The organism is Streptomyces sp. NPDC002671, from assembly GCF_053592475.1.
Genome location: NZ_JBSFVU010000042.1, coordinates 1 through 21,655, shown reverse-complemented (window position 1 = coordinate 21,655; position 21,655 = coordinate 1). Strand labels below are relative to the sequence as shown.

Genomic DNA, 21,655 nt, shown 5'->3' with positions numbered 1-21,655 from the left:
GTACCCGTCGAAGTACCTACGGACAGATTGTCCGCGCGAATCCTGCACGTGCCGGAAACCCGCCTTCGCCATCCGGCCGCAGACAGTAGCCAAGCGCTCACGTCGACATGATGGCCGGGCGTGGACCCGCGTACGCTCGCATCCACAGGGCGGTCCCGTCCTGGTCGAAAACAGGGAGTCGGGAGTGGCTGAAGCCGAACGGTCCCTGGTGTTGTGGGACATCGACCGCACCCTGCTGTACGTCGGTGAGGTCGATCGGCGGGTCTATCGCGAGACCTTCGAGGAGGTCGTCGGGTACCCGGTCGAACGGCTGCCGGCCCGAGACACGGGCATCACGATGCCCGTGGCCACCCGCGCGATGCTCATGGACAACGGTGTTCCCGAAGACCGGGTGCCGGAACTGATGCCAGCCATGATCGAGCTTCTACCGAAGCGACTTGCCGCGCACACGGCGGACCTCCGGCGGCAGGGAAGGCTCATGCCAGGAGCTGTCGCCGCTGTGAGAGCGGTACGAGGCCGTGCGGATCTCATACCGACCGTCGTGACCGGCATCCTCAAAGCGAACGCCATCTCGAAGCTCGGGGCCTTCGGTCTCGAATCGTTCCTGGACACCGAGATCGGCGGGTACGCGTCCGATGACCACCACCGCCCCGCACTCGTCGCCATCGCACAGAAGCGGGCACAGGCCAAGTACGGCGTCGTCTTCGACCACTCCAACTCAGTGATCATCGGGGACTCGTTGGAGGACGTTCGTACCGGCAAGGACGGGGGCGGCGTCCCAGTCATCGGTATCGCATCCGGTACGACATCGGCAGCGGAACTCGAACGAGCCGGCGCGGACGTCGTTCTCCGGACTCTGGAAAACGTGGGAGGACTGGAGAGCGCGATCGCGGAGCTCCTTTCCTAACAGGTGGCGGTCACCAGCCGGACGCTCTCCTGAGTGCGGCCCCACGACAGCCTGACGCCGGAACCGCCGTGGCCGTAGTTGTGGAGCATCGGGACTCCGTCACTGCGGCTGTCCGCATCGACTCACACCTCGCCCCGCGGCCGGTCACCAGTGCCTCCGGCGTTCTGGAAGTCGGGCAGGTCGACGTTCGGGGCCCTGGACTGAAGAAGCGTGCCGTGAAGGCTCAGGCCCAGGAACAGAGGCGCAGGCGAGGCCGAGTACCGCGTGCTCGGCCGCCCAGATCGCCGCAACCAACAACTCCCCAGCAAGCAAGGGTAGTTGTTGTCAAGGGATTGTCGTCGAATACCTGCGGACACTTTGTCCGCTCGCCGCGCTCGCGTGGTGGAATCGTCTCTTCACGCTCCGTCGCACAGAGTCTCCTATGGATCGCAGCACCTACGCGCGACCCAGGCGACTCCCTGCCCCAGCCAACACTCCCTCCCGCCGATCCCGCACTGGAGGCGTCTGTCCATGGCAGCCCGTAAGCCCAGTTCACAGGGTATTGTTCACGTTCCGACCAGTGACGCGATCCCCCCGCAGCGGCAAAAGGGTGGAGGGGGAGTCGTCGGGCCGAGTTCCGGCACGACTCAGCCGAAGATCGCGGTAGCGCTGCATGACGGCTACTACGGGTGCACATCGGGCACGGGCTTCAGCAACCGAGCGTTCCTTGAGGTGCTCGCGCGGACCCTGCCCCCGGGACGCCTCCTGGTCATGCCCGTTCACATCCCATGCTCCGACCCCAGCTACGACCCGGCCTGGGTGGCGGAGACGGAGAGGATCATGGGGCGAGCCGGGGCCGAGGTCGTCACGGTTCCGGGTGGTCGCGCTGCTACCGCTGGCCTCACGGGCTGCGAAGCCCTGTGCGAGCGGGTAATGGAAGTCACCCGAGAGCACCTCGCCCGTGCACCGATGGCTCACCTGATCGGCTTGGACGTTCCCTTCCTCGGTCTCGGTCTGCATCGAGACACCGATGACCCGTTCAGCCTCTTACTCGTGCCCCGGTCAACGAGCGAACTCGCTTCGCCCGAGGACCGGCGGCGTATCCGCTGGGAGCACAGGGGGCTGGCAGCCGCCGTGAGTGGTGGTGCACGCGTCGCTGCCATATCGCACCACATGCGCGGCCATCTTGAGCAGGTCTACGGCATCCCACGGCACGCGGTCGTCGACCTCCCCAACGGCCTGCTCCTGAGTGACCACGAGGACCTCCCCTCTGCTCCGCTGCCGCCACGAGCTGGAGCGGGCTTCCTCCTGGCCATGGGCCGGGGAGTGGAGAGCAAGGGCTTCGAAGACCTGCTGGAAGCCCTCCGCCTCCTCAATGTGCTGGGGACACGCGTGCCGCACCTTGTGCTCGCGCCCACAACTCACACGGAAGGTCTCACCGACTACCAGCGGCGGCTACAGGCGATGGTCCGTGACTACGCGATCGACGCGACGTTTCTGTCGCGGTTCTCACCCCGGCACCGCTCGTGGCTGCGCAGCCCAGCGCTCCGTGGCGTGGTGGTGCCCTCCCGTGCCGAGCCGTTCGGGAGGATCCCTCTCGAAGCGTTCGCCGCAGGGGCCGCACCGGTGGTCGCGACGCGGGCGGGCGGACTCACGGAGACGGTCGTCGACGGGGTGACCGGATTCACGGCAGAGGCCCGTGACCCCATGGCCCTCGCCCGGGCGATCAGGCGGGCGCTTCACATCAGCGACCGAGAGCGTGAGCAGATGCGTGCTCGCAGCCGGGCCCTGCTCATGGCGCGCCACGACTACGAGGCCACGATCCGCTCCTACCTGCGCCAGTACACCCCTTGGGCGATGGCGCTCAGCGCCGCCGAGAGGAGTTGAGCGTGACAACCTCCGCGTTGATCTGCCTCAACTCACCTTATTCTTTCTGGCAGTTCTCCGACGAGCATGAGGAACAACTGCGGTCCGCGTTCCCCGGCATCCGCTTCCGCATCGCCGAAGAGCACGACGTCCCTGTGGAGATCCGTGCCGCTGACGTCTATTTCGGCTGGTCCTTCGCCACGGAATGGCTGAAAGCCCCGACGCGGCTGCGCTGGACGGCCACCCCGTCCGCAGGCGTCGATCACTGGCCGGTCGCCGCGCTCGGCGCTGCAGGCGTCACGCTCACGCGCGGGTACGGATACCACGGCCAGCCGATGACAGAGCACGCGATCGGCCTACTCCTCGGCTTCTCACGTGGCCTGTTCAAGAGCAACAGACTTCAGACACGGTCCGTCTGGTGGAAGGACGACCTCGCCAGCGGCTTCTTCGACCTGTACGGACAGACCCTCACGATCGTCGGCTGCGGCTCCGTCGGCATCCGCCTCGCCGAGGTCGTACAGGCCTTCGGCATGCACGTCATCGGCGTACGGCGCGAACCCTCTCCCTCCGAGCCTGGCTGGATCGAATGGGTGCCGGCGCATCGTGTCCACGAGGCTCTCGCGCGCTCGCGCGCTGTCGTCAACCTGCTGCCCGCGACCGACGAGACGCGTGGCTTCTTCGACAAGACCGCCTTCGAGGCGTGCAGTCCCGGGGCGGTGTTCATCAACCTGGGGCGGGCCAGCACCGTCGACCACGATGCGCTTCTCGAGGCCCTGGACCACGGCCCGCTGGCCGGCGTCGCCCTCGACGTCCAGCCGCACAAGCCGCCTGCGCTCGACGATCCACTCCGCCACCATCCGCGGATCGTGCTCACGCCGAAGAGCGCGGTCTTCAGCCACGCCTACATGGACCAAGCCGTCGCCTTCTTCCGCGACAACCTTCGCCTTTTCCTAGCCGGCCAGCCCCTCAACGGTGCTGTCAGCCCGACCCCCGGAGGGCCGCATGACTCCCACTGAACAGCAGTTGTCCAGGACCGACCTGTTACGGCAGTTCGCCGAGACAGGCCGGAACCATCCCTACCTGGCGTTCACGCTGAACTCGATCTGCAACCTCGACTGCGTCTTCTGCAAGCCGCGATGCATGCCCGACTACGGACACAAGGACAAGACGCTCACGGTCTCCGACTACGGGGGCATCGCGAACGAGGCAGGGCTCTGGGGCATCCGCAAGGCGCACTGCTCGGGCGGGGAGCCGACGCTGCGTGCCGACATCCTCGACATCGTCGGGGCGCTCTCCACCGGACTCGGCGACAACGCGGCCGTCGGCATGACCAGCCATGGCAACCTGCGCCGCGGCCTGACCGTGGACGCGCTGCACGATGCCGGACTCACGTACCTGAACATCAGCCTGCACAGCCTCGATCCCTCGCGGTCCTCCGAGATCATGGGCGGCGGTGATCCGCGTGTCTCCCGTGCCACGATCGACGGTGCGCTCGAACTCGGCCTCAAGGTCAAGATCAACTGCGTGCTTCAGCGGTCCTACCTGGACGACGCCCTCGGTGTCGCCGAACTCGCCAAGCGACTTCCCATCGCCGTACGGCTGATCGAGCTGCAGCGCATCGGGCCGGCGGAGGCTCTGTTCCCCACCGAGTTCGTGCCCGAGGCGGAGGTCCGCGAGCGCCTCCACACCTGGTTCGAGAAGGCTGGCGAGATCTCCCGTACCGAGCTGGGCGTGCGAAGCCCGGGACGGTACCTGCAGCCGCCCGGCTGGGCGGGCTCCATCGGGTTCATCTCCAACTCCTCCTGCGCCACCTGCTCCGACGCCAACCGGATCAAGATCACACCCACCGGTATCGCCCGGCCCTGCATCCTGCACAACCGCGACATCCCCCTGAAGCCGCACCTCGCGGACGGCACCATGGCCGACGCCTACGCCCACCTCTTCCGCGCGATGCTCGAACGCGACCGCAACGAAGCCTGGCAGGGCTTCCACTACGTCGACTACGACCTGCGCTGGGACCGCCTGGAGCGGCCACAGGGCGTACCCGTGCTTCCCCTGCTGCCCGTGGCCAGCGGTACGGGCGGGGGCTGCTCGCTTCGCCGACCCGAAGGGGAGGTCGAGTGACCACGGCCCGCCCCACCTCGTCGTACGCACAGCTCGGCGTCGTCTACGCCGAGCAGCTGGCCGCCCAGGGTGTCGCAGCAGGCATGCTCACGCACAAGTGGCAGGCCGGCGACCTCATCGCGCCGCACTCGGACGTCGACATCCGCGTCATCCTCGACAAGGCCCCCGCCTCGTGGTGGGAGTGGAACGAGCGGCTGGCCGCCGCCCACCACCGGGCGGTACTCCTGGACCCGGCCCACAGCCGAGTACTCGAACATCCGCCTGGGTTCGCGTTCACCGCCGGCGAGCTCGACCGGAACCTGGTGTCACCAGCCGAAATCTCCACCTGGAGCCTGGCCACGGGCAACGCGGCCACTCTCCGGCGGTGGAAGTCCCATGCGCAGATGATGCCGTGGAGCCGCGCGGACGAGAGGTTCTACCGCGGCATCCTCGACGCACGGATCGGAGGCCGCTACCGCCTCGACCAGGACAGCACCGACAACGTCCACCACGACCTCGACAGCTACCGAAGGCACTGCATCGCCTGGCACTACGTGGCGCCGTGCTGGTTCGCGTCGGCGGCCCTCGCTACGCGCACCCGCTGCCCCGGGAAGACCGCGGCCCTCAACCAGTGGCACCCCGGCGAACTCGAATCCCGTGCCGAAGAGTTCCTCCGCCTGTCCGCTACCACCTCGGATCCGGCCCCTTCCCCAACGCAGGTACTGCGTACGGCCCACATCACCGTGGACGCCGTGCTGCGCCGCACACCGCCCCCCAGGCGACTGCCAGAGGAGACGGAGACGGCGGCCTGGATCACGGCCGCTGGCATGCTCCGCGTACGCGTCGCACGCTGGATCTACTACCTGAACCCCCCGCCGGGGACCGTGACCGGCTACCTGATCGCTCGCGAGGAGAAGGAACTCCGGTCCGCCCGGAACACCCTGACCCGCCTCGCCGACCGAACCTCCGGTGATGACGCGCTGCTCGTGAAGGCCATGACGGCGCTTCTGCCGCTTGGACCGACCACGTCAAGCACCCTTCGCGACCTCCTCGCCCGGTGGGGCCGTCACCGTTCCGTCGTCGAAGACTTCCTCTCCGCCCACTCCGTGTGACCAAAGGGGGCATTCCATGACGTCGTCCTCCGTGCTGTCCGGTGCACAAAGGACCCTCAAGACCGCGAAGATCAAGATCACGACCAAGTGCAACCGCCACTGCGACTTCTGCATCTTCGCCGAAGGCGGCCAGGGCGAGAACATGCCGCTGGACACGTTCAAGCAGGTCCTCGACCGCCTTGGACAGATCCCGTTCCGGCAGCTGCACATCAACGGCGGAGAGCCCACCGTCCACCGCGACTTCAGCAAGCTCAGCGGCCTTGCTCGTGACCGTTTCCCGGACCAGGTCATGGTGCTCGGCTCCAACGCGATCACCCTGGCCCGCAATGAACGCCTCCTCAAGGCGACCCTCGCGCACTACGACCAGGTCCTCATCGGCTGCGACGAAGAACACGACAACTACGACGAGGTCCGCGCTGTCATCCCTGTACTCCGGGAGGCCGGAAGGACCGTCGTCATCAACAGCGTGCTGGAGGCCATCGCTCCGGACCGCCTCAGGCAACTGGCCGCTCTGTGCGACGAGCACGGAGCCATCCACGTCACCAACCACGTCCACCACATCGACGTCGGCCAGCCGGCCAACGACCTCGGCGGGCTCTGCGACCGCAACGTCGACCAGCACCTCATGATCGAGGTCGACGGCGACTGCTACCGGTGCTTCAACGCCATGGCCAAGAACGACAGCGAGTTCACGGTCTGGGACGACGACTTCGCCACCAAGGTATTCGCACCGCGCCGCAGGCACTACGACTTCTGCCTGAAGTGCCACGAGTACAAGGACTCGGGTCTCCAAGTCGTCCCCGCCCTCATCCGCCGCACGGCTTCTGTCTGACCACCCTCTGCCCGGAGGTCCCCATGCCCGCAGTGCTCGGCCTGAACTTCCACCACGACACCTCCGCCTGCCTCATCGTCGACGGACGTATCCACGCCGCCGAGGAGGAGCGATGGAGCGGTATCAAGCACAACCGCACCACACGCAAGGGCGTCCTCACCACTCCCACCCATGCCCTCGACTGGTGCCTGCAGTCCGCCGGCATCACCGTCGACGACATCGACCACGTGTGGACCCCGTCCATGCGGCCCGCCCCCCGACACGGATCGTGGGCGTCCACAGAACAGGCAGAACTCGCCGCCATGCTTCCCGGAGTACTCGGGAAGCGGCTGCAGCTCATCTCCCACCACACAGCGCACGTCCTCGCTGGCTATCTGCTCTCCGGTGAGGAGCATGCGGCCGGACTCGTCATCGACGCCGGCGGCTCCACCCTTGGCGCGGACATCGCCACCGGCCGCGAACGGATCACCGGCTACGACCTGAGCCCGAACTGCATCGACCGCATCCACCAGGTAACGCCAGCCATCACCCCCGGCCCGTCCGGACCCACGCGCGCCCACCCCTCGCTCGGCCACTTCTACCGCAACCTCGCACTGCGGGTGATCCCGCCGGGCAACGAAGCCGAGGGCAGCATGATGGCTCTGGCCGCGTTCGGCGACCCGGACCGCTACTACAAAGAACTCCGCGACCTCGTCCGTCTGGGCGACGACGGGCACGTACACATCGCGGCACCGTGGGGTTCGTACGCCCCCGACACTCCGCTCCGGGTCGAAGGTGTCGTATGGACCGCACGGTCCGCGAACTCGAAGCCGCTGGACGCGCGCGCCGACCTGGCCGCAGCAGCACAGCGGGTCTTCGCCGAAGCGGTCATCCACGTCGCCCGCCACCTGCGCCATCTCACGGCCGCCCGCACCCTGGTCTTCTCTGGCGGCTGCGCCCTGAACTCCCACCTCAACGGGACTCTCGCCGAGGAGTCCGGCTTCGAGAACCTGTTCGTCGCCCCAGCGCCGCACGACGCCGGCACCGCGGTCGGCGCGGCCCTCTACGCCTGGAACTACGTCCTCGGGCAGCCGCTTCTGCCAACGCCTGAAGACGCCGGCTGGGGCCCACTCCCCGGCGCCCTGCCTGGTGGTTCCCTCGCGGGCGGTTACCGCAGTGTCTACGGCCTCGGTGACCGACTGATCCCCACGGTGGCCGTGCTCCTCGCGGACCACCACGTCATCGGCTGGGTGCAGGGCGGCATGGAGTTCGGGCCAAGGGCACTCGGCCACCGCTCGATCCTCGCCCACCCCGGCAGGGAAGCCACCAAGACCCGCCTGAACACCCTCAAGCAGCGAGCCGACTTCCGCCCACTGGCGCCCTTGGCGCTCGCCGAGGAAGCCGACGCGTGGTTCCTGGGAAGCGGTGACCCGTTCATGAACCGCGTCGTACGCGCCCGCCACTGCAAGGCGGGCCGTATGCCCGCAGTGGTCCACCACGACGGAACCGCCCGCCTGCAGACAGTGAACCGCGGCCACTCGGGAGTCCGCCTGCTCCTGGAGGAGTTCCACCGGCTCACCGGCGTGCCCGTGCTCCTCAACACGTCCCTGAACTTCAAGGGAACTCCCATCCTCCGTACCGCCGAACAGGCCGTTGACGCCGCCATCGAGCTCGGTCTCGACGCCCTCGCCATCGAGGACACGCTGGTCCTCGCCCCGCACGTGCAGGTCGACACAGTCCTGTCGGCCGCCTCCGGAACGGACCGCGCATGACCAACACCCCCGCCATGACGGACGAACTCGGCCTCAGCGGCTGGCCGCAGCCCGAACGCGAGCGAGGCCAGCGAGCCGCAGCCCTCGCCACAGCGATCTACGCCGGTCATGTCCGAGACCAGGGCACGCCCTACATCAGCCACCCGGTGCGCGTCGTGACCGTCCTGAAGAACGAACTCGGCGTAACCGAACCCGACCTGCTCATCCTCGGCCTGCTGCACGACGCGCTGGAGGTCTGCCCTTCGGCCGGGCCCCTCATCGCATCCGGCCTGGGCAGGGCCTTCGCGCAGCGGCTGCGCTCCATAACGCCCGACCACCGTCTGGAGCGGCGCCCCAAGCAGCCATGGGACGCCGACGCCTGGCACGACAAGATCCAGGCCCTCGGTCCGGACGAGCTGCTGGTCCGTCTCGCCGACCGCATAGACAACCTGCGCGACCTGCGGCACTCGCCGGACCCAGACCGCCGGGCCCGCTTCCTCAGCAGCCTGACCCGTACCTACCTGCCGCTCGCCGAGGAGTCCCGCGACATCGGTGCACCGTTGAGGGCGGCGTGGAAGCTGCTCTCTGCCGAGTACCAGCAGCAGGCGGAGGCGGCCACGTGAAGCCGGTCGTCCACTCCATGTCGCCACAGGGCCGCACCGGAGGCCGCGTCTATCTGCGCATGATCCACGAGGTCACCACCGACCGGATCGACTGGCGTACGGTGCCGGACTACAAACGCACCTACGCCGTCCGCCGGGGACGGAAGCTGCGTCACCTCGCCCGCCTCGCACCTCACATCCGCGACCTCAAGGCTCAGCCGGGCACGTTCCTGTGGGACGACCTCAGCATCCTGCTGTTCACCCCGGAAATGCGGGCCCGGACCGTCTTCGTCTTCCACCACTACGAACCGCTGCAGTACGACTCCTGGCCCCTCGAACCGCTCCTGTGGCGCAGACTCTTCACGGTCCTCGCCCAATGCCGCGCGGTCGTGTGCGTCGCCCCGTCCTGGGCGGCCTTCCTCCGCGACCGCGGGGTGGACAACGTCCAGGTCATCTACAACGCCTTCGACCTCGCCGAGATCGACAAGGTACGCGCCATGGACCGGGCCGACTGCAAGGCCCGGCTCGGCCTTCCGCTGGACGAGATCTCCGTGTACGCGGGCAAAGCCGTGCACTGGAAAGGTATCGACACGGTTGCCGCCGCCATCCGGGACGTACCAGGGCTCCATCTCGTGACCACCGGCAGCAACACCATCGGCTCCCCGGGACGCCACTTCGACCTGCCCCGCCCTCAGTACCTCCAGCTGCTGCGAGCCTGCGACGTCGGAGTCTTCACACCACGCATGAAGGAAGGGTGGAGCCGTTGCGCCGCAGAGGCGCTGCTCCTTGGTGTGCCCTGCCTCATCAAGCCGGTCGCAGGGCTCGGTGACCTCGCGCACCTCACCGGGCAACCGCCTCCGGATCCTCACCGGCTGGCCCAACAGATACGGGAGCGGGCAGACACGGTGCTCGACGAGGCCAAGGCCGTGTACGAGACACTGGCCCGCTTCGACACGACGTACTTCCGCGACGCATGGTCCCGCCTCCTCGCTCAGGCGGCGGGACCTTGATCACGTAGTGGTCAGCCGGCGAGCTTCGCCAGAGCCGCGTCGATCCGGGCCAGCGTGCGGTCCTTGCCGAGGACCTCCAACGACTCGAAGAGGGGCAGACCGACCGTGCGGCCCGTGATGGCGACGCGCACCGGGGCCTGGGCCTTGCCCAGCTTCAGGCCGTGCTCCTCGCCGGCGGCCAGGACCGCCTCCTTGAGGGACTCGGGGCTGGTCCAGTCAGCCGTCTCCAGCTTGGCGCGGGCCGTGGTCAGGAGGGCCGACGGGTCGCCCTTCATCGCCTTGGCCCAGGACGCCTCGTCCTCCACCGGCTCCTTCAGGAACAGGAAGTCGACGTTGGCCGTGATGTCCGACAGGACGGCCACACGGGTCTGGGCATGCGGGGCCATCGCCTCCCAGGCGGTCTGGTCGAAGTCCTCGGGCGCCCAGGTGGCGTACGGCTCGCGCAGCCACGGCTCGCAGGCCTTGATGAACTTCTCCAGCGGCAGGGCGCGGATGTAGTCGCCGTTGAACGCGGAGAGCTTCTTGATGTCGAAGAAGGCCGGGGAGGTGTTCACGTCCTCGACGCGGAACTTCTGCTCCAGCTCCTCGTACGGGCGGAGCTCGACGTCGTCGTCGGGGCCCCAGCCGAGCAGCATCAGGTAGTTGGTCATCGCCTCGGGCAGGTAGCCCTCGGCAAGGTAGTCCTCAAGGGCGACCTTGTCGCGGCGCTTGGACAGCTTCTGCCGCTTCTCGTTCACGATCACCGGCAGGTGCGCCCACACCGGGGGCTTCGCGTCGAGCGCCTCCCACAGCAGCTGCTGCTTGGGCGTGTTCGACAGGTGTTCGTCGCCGCGGATGACCAGGGTGATGCCTTCGTCGAGGTCGTCGACCACGTTGGCGATCAGGAAGACGGGGGAGCCGTCGCCGCGGGCGATGACGAAGTCCTCAATCGCCGAGTTCGGGAAGGACGGCTCGCCTCGGATCAGGTCCACGACCACCGTCTCGCCCTCGGTGGGCGTACGGAACCGCAGTGCCCGGCCCTCCACGTACTCCAGGCCCCGGTCCCGGCAGAAACCGTCGTAGCCGAGGTGCTGCGAACCGGTCCGTTCCTGCAGCTGCTCTCGCGTGCAGTCGCAGTAGTACGCGCGGCCCTGCTTATAGAGCTGCTGGGCGGCCTCGCTGTGACGGTCGGCGTTCTGCGACTGAAAGTACGGACCCTCGAAGGCGGGATCGTCCTTGGAGATCCCGATGGACGCGAGCGCGCTGATGATGCCGTCGATCCACTCGGGCTTGTTGCGGGCCGCGTCGGTGTCCTCGATACGCAGGACGAACTTGCCCCCGGACTGTCGTGCGACGGCCCAGTTGTAGAGAGCCGACCGAGCCCCGCCAACATGGAACATTCCAGTCGGAGACGGGGCGAAACGCACGCGCGTGGAGGCTGTAGACATGCACGCAAGCCTACCGATTCCCAGCCGGTGCTCGCCCGCGCCACAGGAGCGGACGTCACCCTCCTCGTCGTACCTGGCGAGCACACGCGTGTTCAGTCCGGCGCTGAGCATCGACGTTGGCAGACATGCCAAGCCGTCGCCTCGCTGATGCCGAACGCGACGCCGAGCTGGGCGTACGTGACACCGCTCTGGTCACGCATCCTCACGAGGGCGGTCTCCTGCTCGCTGGTGAGCGCATACCGTCCGCCTCGCCCGGAGGTCGCCACAGGAGGCGGATCAGTGAGGTGGCGCCAGGTCGCCCCCCGCACGGCCGCCCGCACCGTCGCGTACTCCAGACCAAACCTGTCAGCAAGCGATCGCAGGGAAGCACCGTCGGCATGCGCGCGCCGCATCTCCCCCACAGTCGCCGCGGTCAGCAGGACGCCTGGGCGACGCGGTTCTCCAGAGGCATCCTCGGGCGCCTTTTCATCGACGTCCGCCCAGGTGACCCCGCGGATGGCGTCATGGACAGTGTTGTAAGGAAGACCACACCTCGTCGCGAGGTAGCGCACCGTCGCACCACCAGCGTGTTCGCGCCTCAGCCTGCGCACATGTTCTTCGTCCAGAACGGTGGGGCTCGGCTGGTCAGGATCAGCGGGCCCGGGCCGGCTGAGCGGCGGAGGGTCGTCCACCCGGCGCCAGGTGGCGCCGTAGACCGCCTTGGAGAGCGCCCTACTGGTCACGCCGAACGCACGCGCGAGATGATCTACCGAAGCCCCGTTCTGGACCTGCCGCCGCGCGTCCCGCACCAGCTCGGCGGTGAGCACCATCCGGCCGCCGAGGTGTCCCCGTTCCGGGTCTTCGGGACTCCCTTCGGAGGCATGTGACGACACGCGAACACTCCCCACTCACAATGCTCGAAGCCATGCGGAACAAACTCGCCCCTCAGGGTGGCCGGCCATGCCGCAAGCCACATCCAAGGACCACCCGTCCACAGGCGTCCAATGACCGTACCCGTGTCGCGCCACGGCCGGACGCCCCCTCGTTCTGGTCAGGCAGCTTGATGCCGCTCCCCAGCAGTTGCCGGGAACGACGGTGTCCGCGACTTTACCGGCCGCGCCAGGCAGTCCTGCTGTTCAGCTCGTCGCACGGCGACGGCATGACGGGAGGACGGACCCTCCACCGAGTTGTCGCCCAGGCCCTCCTGCGGGGGCTCCAGCCTGATCTCGAACCACGTCGTCTTGCCCTCGGATTCCGGCTGCATGCCCCAGGCGTCTGCCAAGGCGTCGACGAGAAGGAGCCCTCTGCCGTTCTCGTCGTTCGTGCCGGCCGCAACGGCGCTCGGCAACGTTGGGTCGGCGTCCGTGACTTCGACACGAAGCTGTTCGGCCGTGCGAGTCACAACGACGTCGCACGGACCGGCTGAGTGCAGGACGGCGTTGGTTATGACCTCGCTCGCCAGCAGCTCAACGACCTCCAACGTTTCGTCCTGCAAGGGGGAACCCGAATTCCGGGCCAACGCAACGACTTTGCGGCGTGCTGACGGGACATCGTCGACAGCAGCCGCAACCGTGAATCCGTTCGTCGGACGTTCGGGATTGCAGCGTGCCATGACGAAAACCTCACCTCGGTAGCGGCCTCAGTGAACGGAAGCCTTCCATCCGACAAGAGCCGTGTGAGGACAGTCTGTCCCTGGGCAGTCCACGCAAGACGCCTTGACCTCGCGGCGAGTCGTGGTACCTGAAGAGCGGCCAACCGTCTCCGTCTGCTCGCGGACCAGTCGGAGACCAACAGACCGTTCCGATCAAGGTTGTTGCTGTTCCGGGGACCGCTCGCGCGGGTCAGAACGCCAGCGTCCAGCTACTACGAGGCGGGCAGCCGTCCAGGCGACGAAACCGACGTGTCTACGGGCTCGTCGGCGGTGCCTCGTCCCTGGCGACTCGTGTGCGGACACAGATGTTGGGCGGGCTGTGTCTCGCTCCGGTGATCAACCTGACTTCGCGAGACGAGAGCGTTGTCCCAGCGGGCCGTAGAAGGTCCGGAGTGTACCGCCGAACAGCCACCACAGGGACAAGTGCTGCGCGAACGGAGAACGAGTGCCCGGACTGCGCGAGGCTGAGCAACCACGAGGAGCCGAGCAACAGAGGGCGTGGAGCTGGCGGTCACGCCCGCACTCCTGGCCAAGGCATCCGAACCCAACCTTCCCGCGACAAGGAGCCAGAACGTGAGCATCGCCGTATCGACGACCACGGACAGCGGCAGCACCAGGGACTTCACCGTCCCGGCCTCCCAACTGGCCGGCGCCTCCTCGATGCCCTCGAACTACGCCGGCCAAGGGGCCGGCAACGGGCAGCTGTGCACCGTCCACCCGGACTGGTGCAGCCCATGGCAGCAACCTGGTCATCTCATGACAGCCAAGATCAACTCCGAAAGACCACGCCACCAGCGATAACCACCCCACACCAGCTGACCCCCAACCACCGCCACCCACCCACCCATTCACACGGTGGGTGCGCTCGGTCCGGCTCGGCTGGGACAACGTCACCACCGTCCAGCAGTGGATGTGTGAGCAGGTCCTCGGAATCGAGCCCGCGGCCGAGGACGAGAAGCCGCCCCCACGCCGTACACAGGCCGACAAGTGGGCGATGAACTACGAGGCCGCCCGGCAGTTCTACGAGCGCGAGGGGCACCTGCGAGTGCCGAGGAAGCACGTCGAACGGATCGTCGGCCAGGACCAGGAGGAGCGGCAGCTCCGGCTTGGTGCATGGATCGGGAACCAGCGGAGCAGGGCCGCAATGCTATCCCCTGAGCGGATCGAGCAGCTGTCCGCCATCGGGATGCGCTGGTCGTAGGCCCGTACGAACGAGCCGCGAGGATAGCCCTGCAGGGGGATCCGGGTGGCGCGGTGGGTTCGGTCACCCGGATCCGCCTGGGCTGTGGGGCAGGTTGTGGGGTGGTTACTTCGGGGCGACGAGCATGTGTTCGGTGCCGAAGGTGGCACCGGTGTGCGTGTACATGGTCGTCTCGCCGTCGGACCAGCGGACGACGAGGTCGTCCGGCCAGCCGTTGGAGTCGTAGCTGCCCGCTGTCATCACCGAGTCGTGCGACCAGATGCTGCCGGCCGGAGCCATCTGGATCTCCTTGCCGACGCCGCCGGGGCCGGTCTCCTGGAACTGGGAGACGTGTCCGTCGGACCAGCGCACCAGAGTGTCCCAGTTGTTGCCGCCGGTGAAGTCGCCTGCGGTCACCAGAGTGGCGTCCATCCAGGCGCTCTTCGGCTTCTCCAACTGGTGTTCGGTGCCGAAACCCTTGTCGCCGACAGCGGTGTAGTCGGTGACCTCGCCGTCGCTCCAGCGCACCAGCAAGTCGCTGACGTACTTCGCGGTTCCGAAGCTACCGCCGATGATCTGGTCGGCGTGGCTCCAGATGGAACCGGCGTCGGCCAGTTTGATCCCGCCGTCCACGCCCTTGGTGCCGACGTCGGGGAGGAGCCTGACCTCGCCGGAGTCGAACACCACCAGCAGGTCCGAGCCGTTGCCGCCGGAGAAGTCGCCACCGGTGATGGACTTGGCATTCTGGAAGATGCCGTGGGGTGCGGCGAGCTGGCGCTCGCCGGTGAAGCCGCCGTTGCCGTCGCCGGTGTACAGGGTGACCTCGCCGTCGGTCCAGACCACGATCAGGTCGCCCTTGCCGTCGCCGGTGTACTTGCCCGAGGCCAGCAGCTTGGCATGGGACCAGGTAGCACCGCCACCCATGAAGTACGGCAGCGGCGGCTGGTCGTAGGTGCTGCCGTGCGCGGGGACCTGGTTGTTCTTCGCCTCGTCGTACAGGCGGAAGAACCAGTCGCCGTGCATGGGGCTGTAGGTAAGCCAGTCGTCGTCGGCGTCGTCGCCGCCGCCGTTGTACCCGCCGACGTTGCCGATGATCTCCCCCGTGCCCTTCGCCCAGTCCACCTGGGAGAACCAGGGACCGCCGGAGACACCGCCCCACATGCCACGGCACTTGGCCTGAATCTGGTAGAAGCCCGGCAGCGCCTCCGTCTGCGTGGGGCACCGCACCGGATGGTCCTCGGGGTCGTGGCTGGAGGGGTAGCCGATCATCGTGACCTTGTTCAGGTAACCGGGGGTCCGCACCAGCGTGTTCGCGCCCACCACGTCCTGCGCCTGCTTGCCGCTCTTCGAAGGCTCGAGCCGGCCGAAGGAGAAGTCCAGGTCGGAGATGGGCTTCTTAGTGTTGTGCACGTACCGGTTGTCGGTGAAGAACTTGGCGACCCGGTAGAACCCGGACGTCTGCTTGTCCAGCGTCTGTTCGGCGGCGTACATGGGGACGAAGACGGCCTTGCCCCCGTCGCAGTGCCCCGCGGTCAGGATCAGATTGTGCCCGGGGCTCTCCACCACACTGGCGGTGCAATGGTGCGCGTGCATCCGCTGGGTGGTCGGGTCCGTGTCGTAGGTGAAGATCGTCCCGACGGACTTCAGGCCGAGGATGTGCTCCGCGGTCGGCATGTCGGCCGCCACGCCGGGATCGGCCGGAGCCGCCCGCCGCAACCGGGCCTTGGCGCTCGGGTCCGCCTGCTGCGCGGGCCACGCCGGGTCGGTGGCCGAGGCCATGCGTTCAGGCGTCCAGAAGCGGATGGCGTCCTCGTCCGAAAAGTCGTCGTCGCCGGTCTCGGTCGCGGCAGACCCGCTCGCGCTCGCCGAGGGGGAGGCCGAGGGCTCCCCGGCGCCGGTCCCGGTCGAGGGGCTGGCAGAGGGCGAGGGCGCGGGTTCACCGGACGGTGCGGCTGAGGTTCCAGCGGACGGTCCGGCGGACGGCACCGTCGCCGGGGACAGGTGGGGCGCCGGTGTGGCGTCCTGAACCTTGGCCTGCGCCTGGGCGAGGCTTCCCCCTCCGGTCAGAAGCAGGGCAGTTCCGGCCGCGAGGACCACGAGGCGCGATATTCGTCTGTGTGAGGTATGCAAGGAATGCTTTCTGAGTCATGGACGAACTCCCTCCGGACCGAAAGCGGCCGGAGGGAGCGATGGAAAGATGAAGGAAGAACCGAGGAAGGCAGGGAAGGCGGAGGAGCACAGTTCGGCGCGCGCCCACCGGTGCCCGCTCGACCCGCCCGGGGGACGGTCCGCGGCCGCCGGGTCCGCCGCTACGCGGAGGGCGCAGCCTTCCGTGAGCGGCGGCGCCGCACCGCGAACGCGCCGCCGGAGGCGAGGGCCAGCCCCGTGGCCGCGACGCCACCGGTGACCGCCCAGGACGGGTCGCCTCCGTCCGCGGCGGGCTGGCCGGCGATTGTGACGTGCTGCTTCGTGGTCTGCTGCCCGTGGTGGCTGACCACCGTCACGGTGTAGCGGCCGTTGGGTACGTCGCCTCGCAATTCTCCGTGGCCCGCGTAGACCGTGCCGGGGTCGTCGCATTTGCAGCCGGGGTTGTCCGGGCTGTCCGTCTTGATGGTCAACGGGCCCTTGAAGATGGGCGACGTGACGGTGAGGGAGTCCTCCCCTGGTGCGGCCCGCAGGTCGGTGAGGACCACCCGGACGTCACTGCCTGGGCGGAGGGAGGCGGGTGTGTCGCTGCCGGGGGACGCGTTCCTGGGACCGATGACGAACCGGTAGATCTGCGCAGTGTTCTCGGCTAGGACCTTGAGTTGTGCGGTGGCGACGGTACGGCCGTGGCTGGTCGCGGTGACCGGATAGGTGCCCGCGCGCAGGCCCGAGCGGACGCGGTGGTCTGTTCCTGGCGCGTCCACCTGGACCGACTGCGTCGACCCCTTCTTCAGAGGAGTCAGGGTGATCGGCTCCTGCAGGGCCGGGGAGGTGACCTCGACCTTGTCCCATCCCGGTGGCATTCCGTCGAGGCTGAACGAGATGTCGTCACCCGCCTCCAGAGCGAGATTCTGAGCCACGTGGTACTCCAGGCGGACCGCCGGAGACGGGCTGCCGCCCGGAGCCGGGCTCGCGCCCTCGGCGGCCGACGCCCCCGCCGCCCCTCCCAGCAAGGGCATCACGGCAAGACCGGCGACGCCCACGGCCCGAACTGCGTTGCGCAACAATGATTCCCCTTCGATACAGGACGGTTGAGCCGGGAAGGCCGCATCGATCCGCCCTCCAGGAAGAGGGCAAAGACGCGCATCAGGTTGCGAAAGACCCCGTTCACGATGCACGGCCCCCACCGAGGACGAACAGCCCCCTATGCGCCGCACACAGTCCGGCAGGTACGCCCGCCCGTCGGGGCCGAACTGTCCCAGCTCGGTCTGGAGGGAGACGCCGGTGTCGACTTCCGTCTGCGTCCAGCCGGTAATGTCGAGCAGCAGGCCGTCCAGTGGCCCGCCGACCAGCTCGGCGTAGTGCCGGTCTGGCCGCGGGCCCGGGTGATCGTGGTCGGCGCCGTAGACCCGGCGGCGCAGCAGCTGCTCGTCATCACGGTCCATCCGTTCAGCCTTGCAGCCACCACTGACAGCGCGGGCCTGTCTGTCTCAGCTTGACTCTGTCGGGGATCTTGGGGATCCCCGGCGGGGCAGCATGATCAACGGGCATGCTCGGCTCTGTTCAAGGACCGATGCAGTTGTCGAGGTGCCCGTTGTCGCTCCACGCCCGTTCTGGTGAGCAAGTCCCTTCTCTGACCGTGCAGATGGCGCGGGCGAGCAACCCGGGTGGTACGACGGCGATGTGGGTGAGAGACCAGCTGGGCGGGCTGTGGCGGGACGAGGACTTCGCCGACTGGTACCCGCGCGACGGCCGCCCAGGCCTCTCGCCCGCCCAGCTGGCCACCGTGTGTGTGCTGCAGTTCCTGCTCGGTCTGTCGGACCGGCAGGCGGCCGAGACGGTTCGCTGCCGCATCGATTTCAAGCCCCGGCGACCGCTCCGGCCTCCAGCGCCGCGACCAGATCGTCAGCCTCAGCCGCGGGCACGCCCTGGGCGGCCAGGAGCGCGAACAGCCTCAACCGGGCGTTGGCGCCCGCGATCTGATACCCGCGGACGACGTCGCCGAGCTGCTTCGCCAGAGCCGGTCATGACCACGCAGCCACCGCCCGAGCCCGGCGTCAACGTCTCGCCCGCGCAGATGTACCAGGAAGTCCAGCATGTGAGTCGGCTGGTCTCCCGCATGGACGGCAAGCTCGACGGCATCCTCACTGACAACCGGGAGATCAAGGGCGATGTGTCCGACCACGAGGGGCGGATCCGTGCGCTGAAAGTCGGCGAGACGCCGCGGCAGCAGCGGGACGCAGCCCGGCTTGCCTCGCTGGAGTCTGGACGGTGGCCGCTGCCCGACATCGGCGCGCTCACCGGTGTCGCTCGCGTAGTGACCGGCGTTGCCGCGCTTCACGCTCGCTGACGGCCCCTAAGACTGCCCCCCGCCCCTCTCCGCTCCAAGGGGTCCGGGGCCCTGCCATGTTTAGGCCCTGGAGAGCGGGGCTGTCCTTCGAGCAGCTCTGCACCAATCTCTGATCTTGCTCAACTCGCTGGTCATGTGCACGTCGACGCTCCTAGGGTCACATCGACCACGAACGGACCAGACCACGCCGTTCGTTACAGACATGATCTTGGGGGGACCTTCAGCATGCATGCACGCGTCCGCATACTCGTGGGGGCAACGCTGGCCACAGCCGCAGTGGCCGCCCTGTCCGGCAACGCCAACGCGACCGATGCACCCACCTCGCAGCAGCTGAGCATGGAGGCGTACGAGAGCCACCTCGCTGCCGGCGAGGCCGCTCCGGTAACGCCCGAGGAGGCGCTCACCTACAGCGAAACGAAGACTTTCCTTGCCGCTGCCCATCGCAACAACGAGTCCGACAAGGACATCGACGCCTTGCTGACCTCCGGCACCTGGGTCGGTTACCCGGTCAGTGAGACAGTCGAAAAGCCGACTGACCTCACCGACGCCGCTATCGCCACTGATGTGTCGACCGTCACCACCGGTGGAGACACCACTGGTGATGTCACCCCTGGTGTTTCCAACTGGACGCCGCCCACCTTCTGCTCGAATCTGGGCCGCACGGTCTACATGCAGAACGCCTTCCACAAGACGCTGTGGTACTACCAGGTCAAAGAGCACTACTGCTACGAGGGCGGCACAATCACCAGCTATGACAAGGAGCCGACCATCAACCACAAGGTGTACGCCTGGGCGGAGGCTCTCGGATGGGAGTGGACCGGGGCGGACCTCAGTGGGACGAAGGGACCGTCCTACTACACTTGGCAGGGCGACAGCCGCGGCGGACTGACGGCGTGGCGTAAGGGGGGTTTCAAGTACTCCCCGTACAAAATCCCGATCGGTGCCATGAACCGCTACCCCTGGGTACACCTCAGCGGACACGCGGACGGAACCAACGCGAACACCGCCGGCATCTCGTAAACCAGCAACGGAAAGAGGGACGTCATGATCGCCTTGTCGGTCACTGCTCTCGTGGCCTTCATCGTTTGGAGACTCTCCAAGGGCCGCAAGTGGGTCACGGCTGGCGCAGCGCTGGGCACGCTGGCCCTGTTCCTCACCGTCGCCTACCCTGCGACCAGTGGCAGTCGTGACGACTCAGATACCCCTGTCATCCAGAGTGGGGCTCCCTGATCCTGTGCTCGCAGCGCCCCCGCGTCCGAAGCGATCCGGGCGCGCGTTGAAGGGCGATCGCGGTGATGGTCGCTCGCTGCGTCGGTTCGGTAAGTTGCTGCGCCCCCGCTCGGTGAATCCGAGTGGGGGCGTTCCGCGTCAGGCGACAGGCTCGACGTCGTCTCGCGTGAACTCGGCCCAGCGGTCTAGCAGCCGGCGGTACTCCTCGGCGCGGCTGGGGCTGTCGGGTTGCCCCATGAGGTATCGGATACGGTCGTTGACGTCGTCGAGGGCAGGCGTCACCTGGCCGTGAGGCCGGGAGGGGTGGGCATAGCTGCACCGTACGGGTGACCGCTGACAATCCACTCAGGAGGGCGCGCTTTGGCACGGGGGTGTCAGATCAGTCCTCCCGAATCGCGTACGCCACCGCGTGCGAGCGGTTGCGCAGACCGAGCAGGGACATGACGGCGTGCAGGATGTTTTTGATGGTGCGCTCGGAGAAGGAAACTTACGGCGATCTCGCCGGTGTCGTGCCCGTCGGCCACCAGTCGCAGTACCTCGATCTCGCGTTCCGACAGCCCCATCATGCCGTGCAGCCCGTGCGCCTCGCATTGGAGCCGGCCAGCCCCTTCCAGCAGCCGTCTCACCAGGTTGGGTACCAGAACCCAAACTCGGAGAGCATGTCTTCCGTCCCAGTGGACTGATGATCAGCATCCAGGAGCAGCACGAACGGACGTGCCCGGGAGCCGCCCCGGACTCCCGCAGTCCGGCATCCGCCGGCCGACGGACCTCACCTCAACGACGAGGAGGCCCACCGTGTCCAGCTCTTCCGCCCCTCGGGGCAACCCCCGCCGTCTCAAGCGCGTTGTCTCAGCCGTTGTCGCCGTCATCGTCGGTGGTGGCGGATACACGTCCTGCCACATCGGTGGCGGGCAGTCGGACCCGAAGGAACCCCGGGCCTCGCCCCCGAGGGGTGGACACCTGTTCGTGTCGTTATGCGGCGAGTGTCAGGGTAGCTGACTGTTGCTCGTAGGCGATCGGTGCCTGGTGTCCGTTCGCCGAGTGTCGTCGGCGGGTGTTGTAGCGGGTGGTCCAGCGGAAGACGGACAGGCGGCAGGCGCGGGCCCCGTCGAAGCAGCGGACGCCGCGGAGCGTCTCGCGTTTGAGGGCCGCGTTGAAGCTCTCGGCGAGCGCGTTGTCCGCGCTCGTGCCGACCGCGCCCATGGACTGCCGAACCCCCAACTCGGCACAAATCCTGGCGAATTGGCGGGAGGTGTACTGCTCCGTGATCGCTGTGGAATACGGCTCCGGCCAGGCTGCCGCGAGTGGCATCGGCTGCCCTGAGGGCGTCGGCGACCAGTGAGGTGCGCATGTGGTCGGCGATCGACCAGCCCACCAGGCGGCGCGAGTAGCAGGGTCTTTGCGTGTAGTCATTCTGTCCGGTTGATCACCTGATTCCGAAGGCTGTCAGGGGTCGCTGTGGGTCGCGGGCGGTGTAGCGGCAGGCGGCGGCGATGTTGGTGTGGTCGTCCTGGCGGAACACGCTGATCGCGAGGTTTCGCAGGCTGGCCAT

At 67.8% G+C, this 21,655-nt stretch carries 19 protein-coding genes and 3 pseudogenes; 15 read left to right on the top strand and 7 right to left on the bottom strand.

The window, feature by feature from the left end; all coding sequences use genetic code 11:
- Window positions 1–184 precede the first annotated feature (184 nt).
- The 9 genes from ACWD35_RS38515 to ACWD35_RS38475 all read left to right on the top strand — a co-directional run bounded on the left by ACWD35_RS38515 (window position 185) and on the right by ACWD35_RS38475 (window position 10,141).
- Window positions 185–907, top strand: coding sequence for an HAD family hydrolase (locus ACWD35_RS38515; RefSeq protein WP_451356019.1), 723 nt, complete (start codon window positions 185–187; stop codon window positions 905–907).
- 1,152 nt (window positions 908–2,059) lie between these two features.
- A complete protein-coding gene (locus ACWD35_RS38510) occupies window positions 2,060–2,773 on the top strand; it encodes a glycosyltransferase family 4 protein (RefSeq protein ID WP_451356018.1) in 714 nt (237 codons plus the stop codon).
- A 2-nt stretch (window positions 2,774–2,775) separates the two neighbouring features.
- Window positions 2,776–3,768 (top strand): D-2-hydroxyacid dehydrogenase, encoded by a 993-nt coding sequence (locus tag ACWD35_RS38505; RefSeq protein ID WP_451356017.1) that lies wholly within the window; start codon window positions 2,776–2,778, stop codon window positions 3,766–3,768.
- On the top strand, window positions 3,755–4,876 hold the full coding sequence (locus ACWD35_RS38500; protein ID WP_451356016.1) for a radical SAM protein: 1,122 nt from the start codon (window positions 3,755–3,757) through the stop codon (window positions 4,874–4,876). Before ACWD35_RS38505 ends, ACWD35_RS38500 begins: the two co-directional genes overlap by 14 nt.
- A complete protein-coding gene (locus ACWD35_RS38495; RefSeq protein WP_451356015.1) occupies window positions 4,873–5,967 on the top strand; it encodes a hypothetical protein in 1,095 nt (364 codons plus the stop codon). The genes ACWD35_RS38500 and ACWD35_RS38495 overlap by 4 nt, the downstream gene beginning before the upstream one ends.
- Before the next feature lie 16 nt (window positions 5,968–5,983).
- Entirely contained in the window at window positions 5,984–6,799 is an 816-nt protein-coding gene (locus tag ACWD35_RS38490) for a radical SAM protein (RefSeq protein ID WP_451356014.1), read from the top strand.
- A 23-nt stretch (window positions 6,800–6,822) separates the two neighbouring features.
- A complete protein-coding gene (locus tag ACWD35_RS38485) occupies window positions 6,823–8,550 on the top strand; it encodes a carbamoyltransferase C-terminal domain-containing protein (RefSeq protein ID WP_451356013.1) in 1,728 nt (575 codons plus the stop codon).
- The gene (locus tag ACWD35_RS38480) at window positions 8,547–9,152 is read left to right on the top strand and encodes an HD domain-containing protein (RefSeq protein ID WP_451356012.1); all 606 of its coding nucleotides are present in this window, start codon (window positions 8,547–8,549) and stop codon (window positions 9,150–9,152) included. The genes ACWD35_RS38485 and ACWD35_RS38480 overlap by 4 nt, the downstream gene beginning before the upstream one ends.
- Window positions 9,149–10,141 carry a glycosyltransferase gene (locus ACWD35_RS38475; RefSeq protein WP_451356011.1) on the top strand — a complete coding sequence of 331 codons (993 nt, stop codon included), beginning with the start codon at window positions 9,149–9,151 and terminating at the stop codon, window positions 10,139–10,141. The genes ACWD35_RS38480 and ACWD35_RS38475 overlap by 4 nt, the downstream gene beginning before the upstream one ends.
- Window positions 10,142–10,152: 11 nt before the next feature.
- Here the strand turns inward: ACWD35_RS38475 and gltX are convergent, their stop codons facing one another.
- The 3 genes from gltX to ACWD35_RS38460 all read right to left on the bottom strand — a co-directional run bounded on the left by gltX (window position 10,153) and on the right by ACWD35_RS38460 (window position 13,159).
- Window positions 10,153–11,520 carry a glutamate--tRNA ligase gene (gene gltX / locus ACWD35_RS38470; protein WP_451356033.1) on the bottom strand — a complete coding sequence of 456 codons (1,368 nt, stop codon included), beginning with the start codon at window positions 11,518–11,520 and terminating at the stop codon, window positions 10,153–10,155.
- Between the two features lie 140 nt (window positions 11,521–11,660).
- The gene (locus tag ACWD35_RS38465) at window positions 11,661–12,440 is read right to left on the bottom strand and encodes a hypothetical protein (protein WP_451356010.1); all 780 of its coding nucleotides are present in this window, start codon (window positions 12,438–12,440) and stop codon (window positions 11,661–11,663) included.
- A gap of 158 nt (window positions 12,441–12,598) precedes the next feature.
- Window positions 12,599–13,159 (bottom strand): ATP-binding protein, encoded by a 561-nt coding sequence (locus tag ACWD35_RS38460; RefSeq protein ID WP_451356009.1) that lies wholly within the window; start codon window positions 13,157–13,159, stop codon window positions 12,599–12,601.
- Window positions 13,160–13,771: 612 nt separating this feature from the next.
- On the opposite strand from ACWD35_RS38460, the gene ACWD35_RS38455 reads away from it, so the two are divergent.
- Window positions 13,772–13,999, top strand: coding sequence for a hypothetical protein (locus ACWD35_RS38455; protein ID WP_451356008.1), 228 nt, complete (start codon window positions 13,772–13,774; stop codon window positions 13,997–13,999).
- Between the two features lie 58 nt (window positions 14,000–14,057).
- The gene (locus ACWD35_RS38450) at window positions 14,058–14,399 is read left to right on the top strand and encodes a helicase associated domain-containing protein (RefSeq protein WP_451356007.1); all 342 of its coding nucleotides are present in this window, start codon (window positions 14,058–14,060) and stop codon (window positions 14,397–14,399) included.
- A 105-nt stretch (window positions 14,400–14,504) separates the two neighbouring features.
- Here ACWD35_RS38450 and ACWD35_RS38445 read toward each other — a convergent pair whose 3' ends face one another.
- Entirely contained in the window at window positions 14,505–16,157 is a 1,653-nt protein-coding gene (locus ACWD35_RS38445) for a trypsin-like serine peptidase (protein ID WP_451356006.1), read from the bottom strand.
- Between ACWD35_RS38445 and ACWD35_RS38440 the strand changes: the two genes are divergently transcribed.
- Entirely contained in the window at window positions 16,156–16,404 is a 249-nt protein-coding gene (locus ACWD35_RS38440) for a hypothetical protein (RefSeq protein WP_451356005.1), read from the top strand. The genes ACWD35_RS38445 and ACWD35_RS38440 overlap by 2 nt on opposite strands.
- Before the next feature lie 283 nt (window positions 16,405–16,687).
- Here the strand turns inward: ACWD35_RS38440 and ACWD35_RS38435 are convergent, their stop codons facing one another.
- The gene (locus ACWD35_RS38435; RefSeq protein ID WP_451356032.1) at window positions 16,688–17,587 is read right to left on the bottom strand and encodes a hypothetical protein; all 900 of its coding nucleotides are present in this window, start codon (window positions 17,585–17,587) and stop codon (window positions 16,688–16,690) included.
- Window positions 17,588–17,755: 168 nt separating this feature from the next.
- A pseudogene (locus ACWD35_RS38430) lies at window positions 17,756–17,968 on the bottom strand (hypothetical protein); the annotation flags it as partial.
- 128 nt (window positions 17,969–18,096) lie between these two features.
- Between ACWD35_RS38430 and ACWD35_RS38425 the strand changes: the two are divergent.
- From ACWD35_RS38425 to ACWD35_RS38415, 3 genes and pseudogenes are all read left to right on the top strand, one after another.
- A pseudogene (locus ACWD35_RS38425) lies at window positions 18,097–18,387 on the top strand (transposase); the annotation flags it as partial.
- Between the two features lie 162 nt (window positions 18,388–18,549).
- On the top strand, window positions 18,550–18,873 hold the full coding sequence (locus ACWD35_RS38420; RefSeq protein WP_451356035.1) for a hypothetical protein: 324 nt from the start codon (window positions 18,550–18,552) through the stop codon (window positions 18,871–18,873).
- Window positions 18,874–19,098: 225 nt separating this feature from the next.
- Window positions 19,099–19,893 carry a hypothetical protein gene (locus tag ACWD35_RS38415; protein ID WP_451356004.1) on the top strand — a complete coding sequence of 265 codons (795 nt, stop codon included), beginning with the start codon at window positions 19,099–19,101 and terminating at the stop codon, window positions 19,891–19,893.
- Window positions 19,894–21,075: 1,182 nt separating this feature from the next.
- On the opposite strand, the pseudogene ACWD35_RS38410 reads toward ACWD35_RS38415, so the two are convergent.
- Window positions 21,076–21,496 (bottom strand): annotated as a pseudogene (locus ACWD35_RS38410) (transposase); the annotation flags it as partial.
- Between the last annotated feature and the right edge of the window lie 159 nt (window positions 21,497–21,655).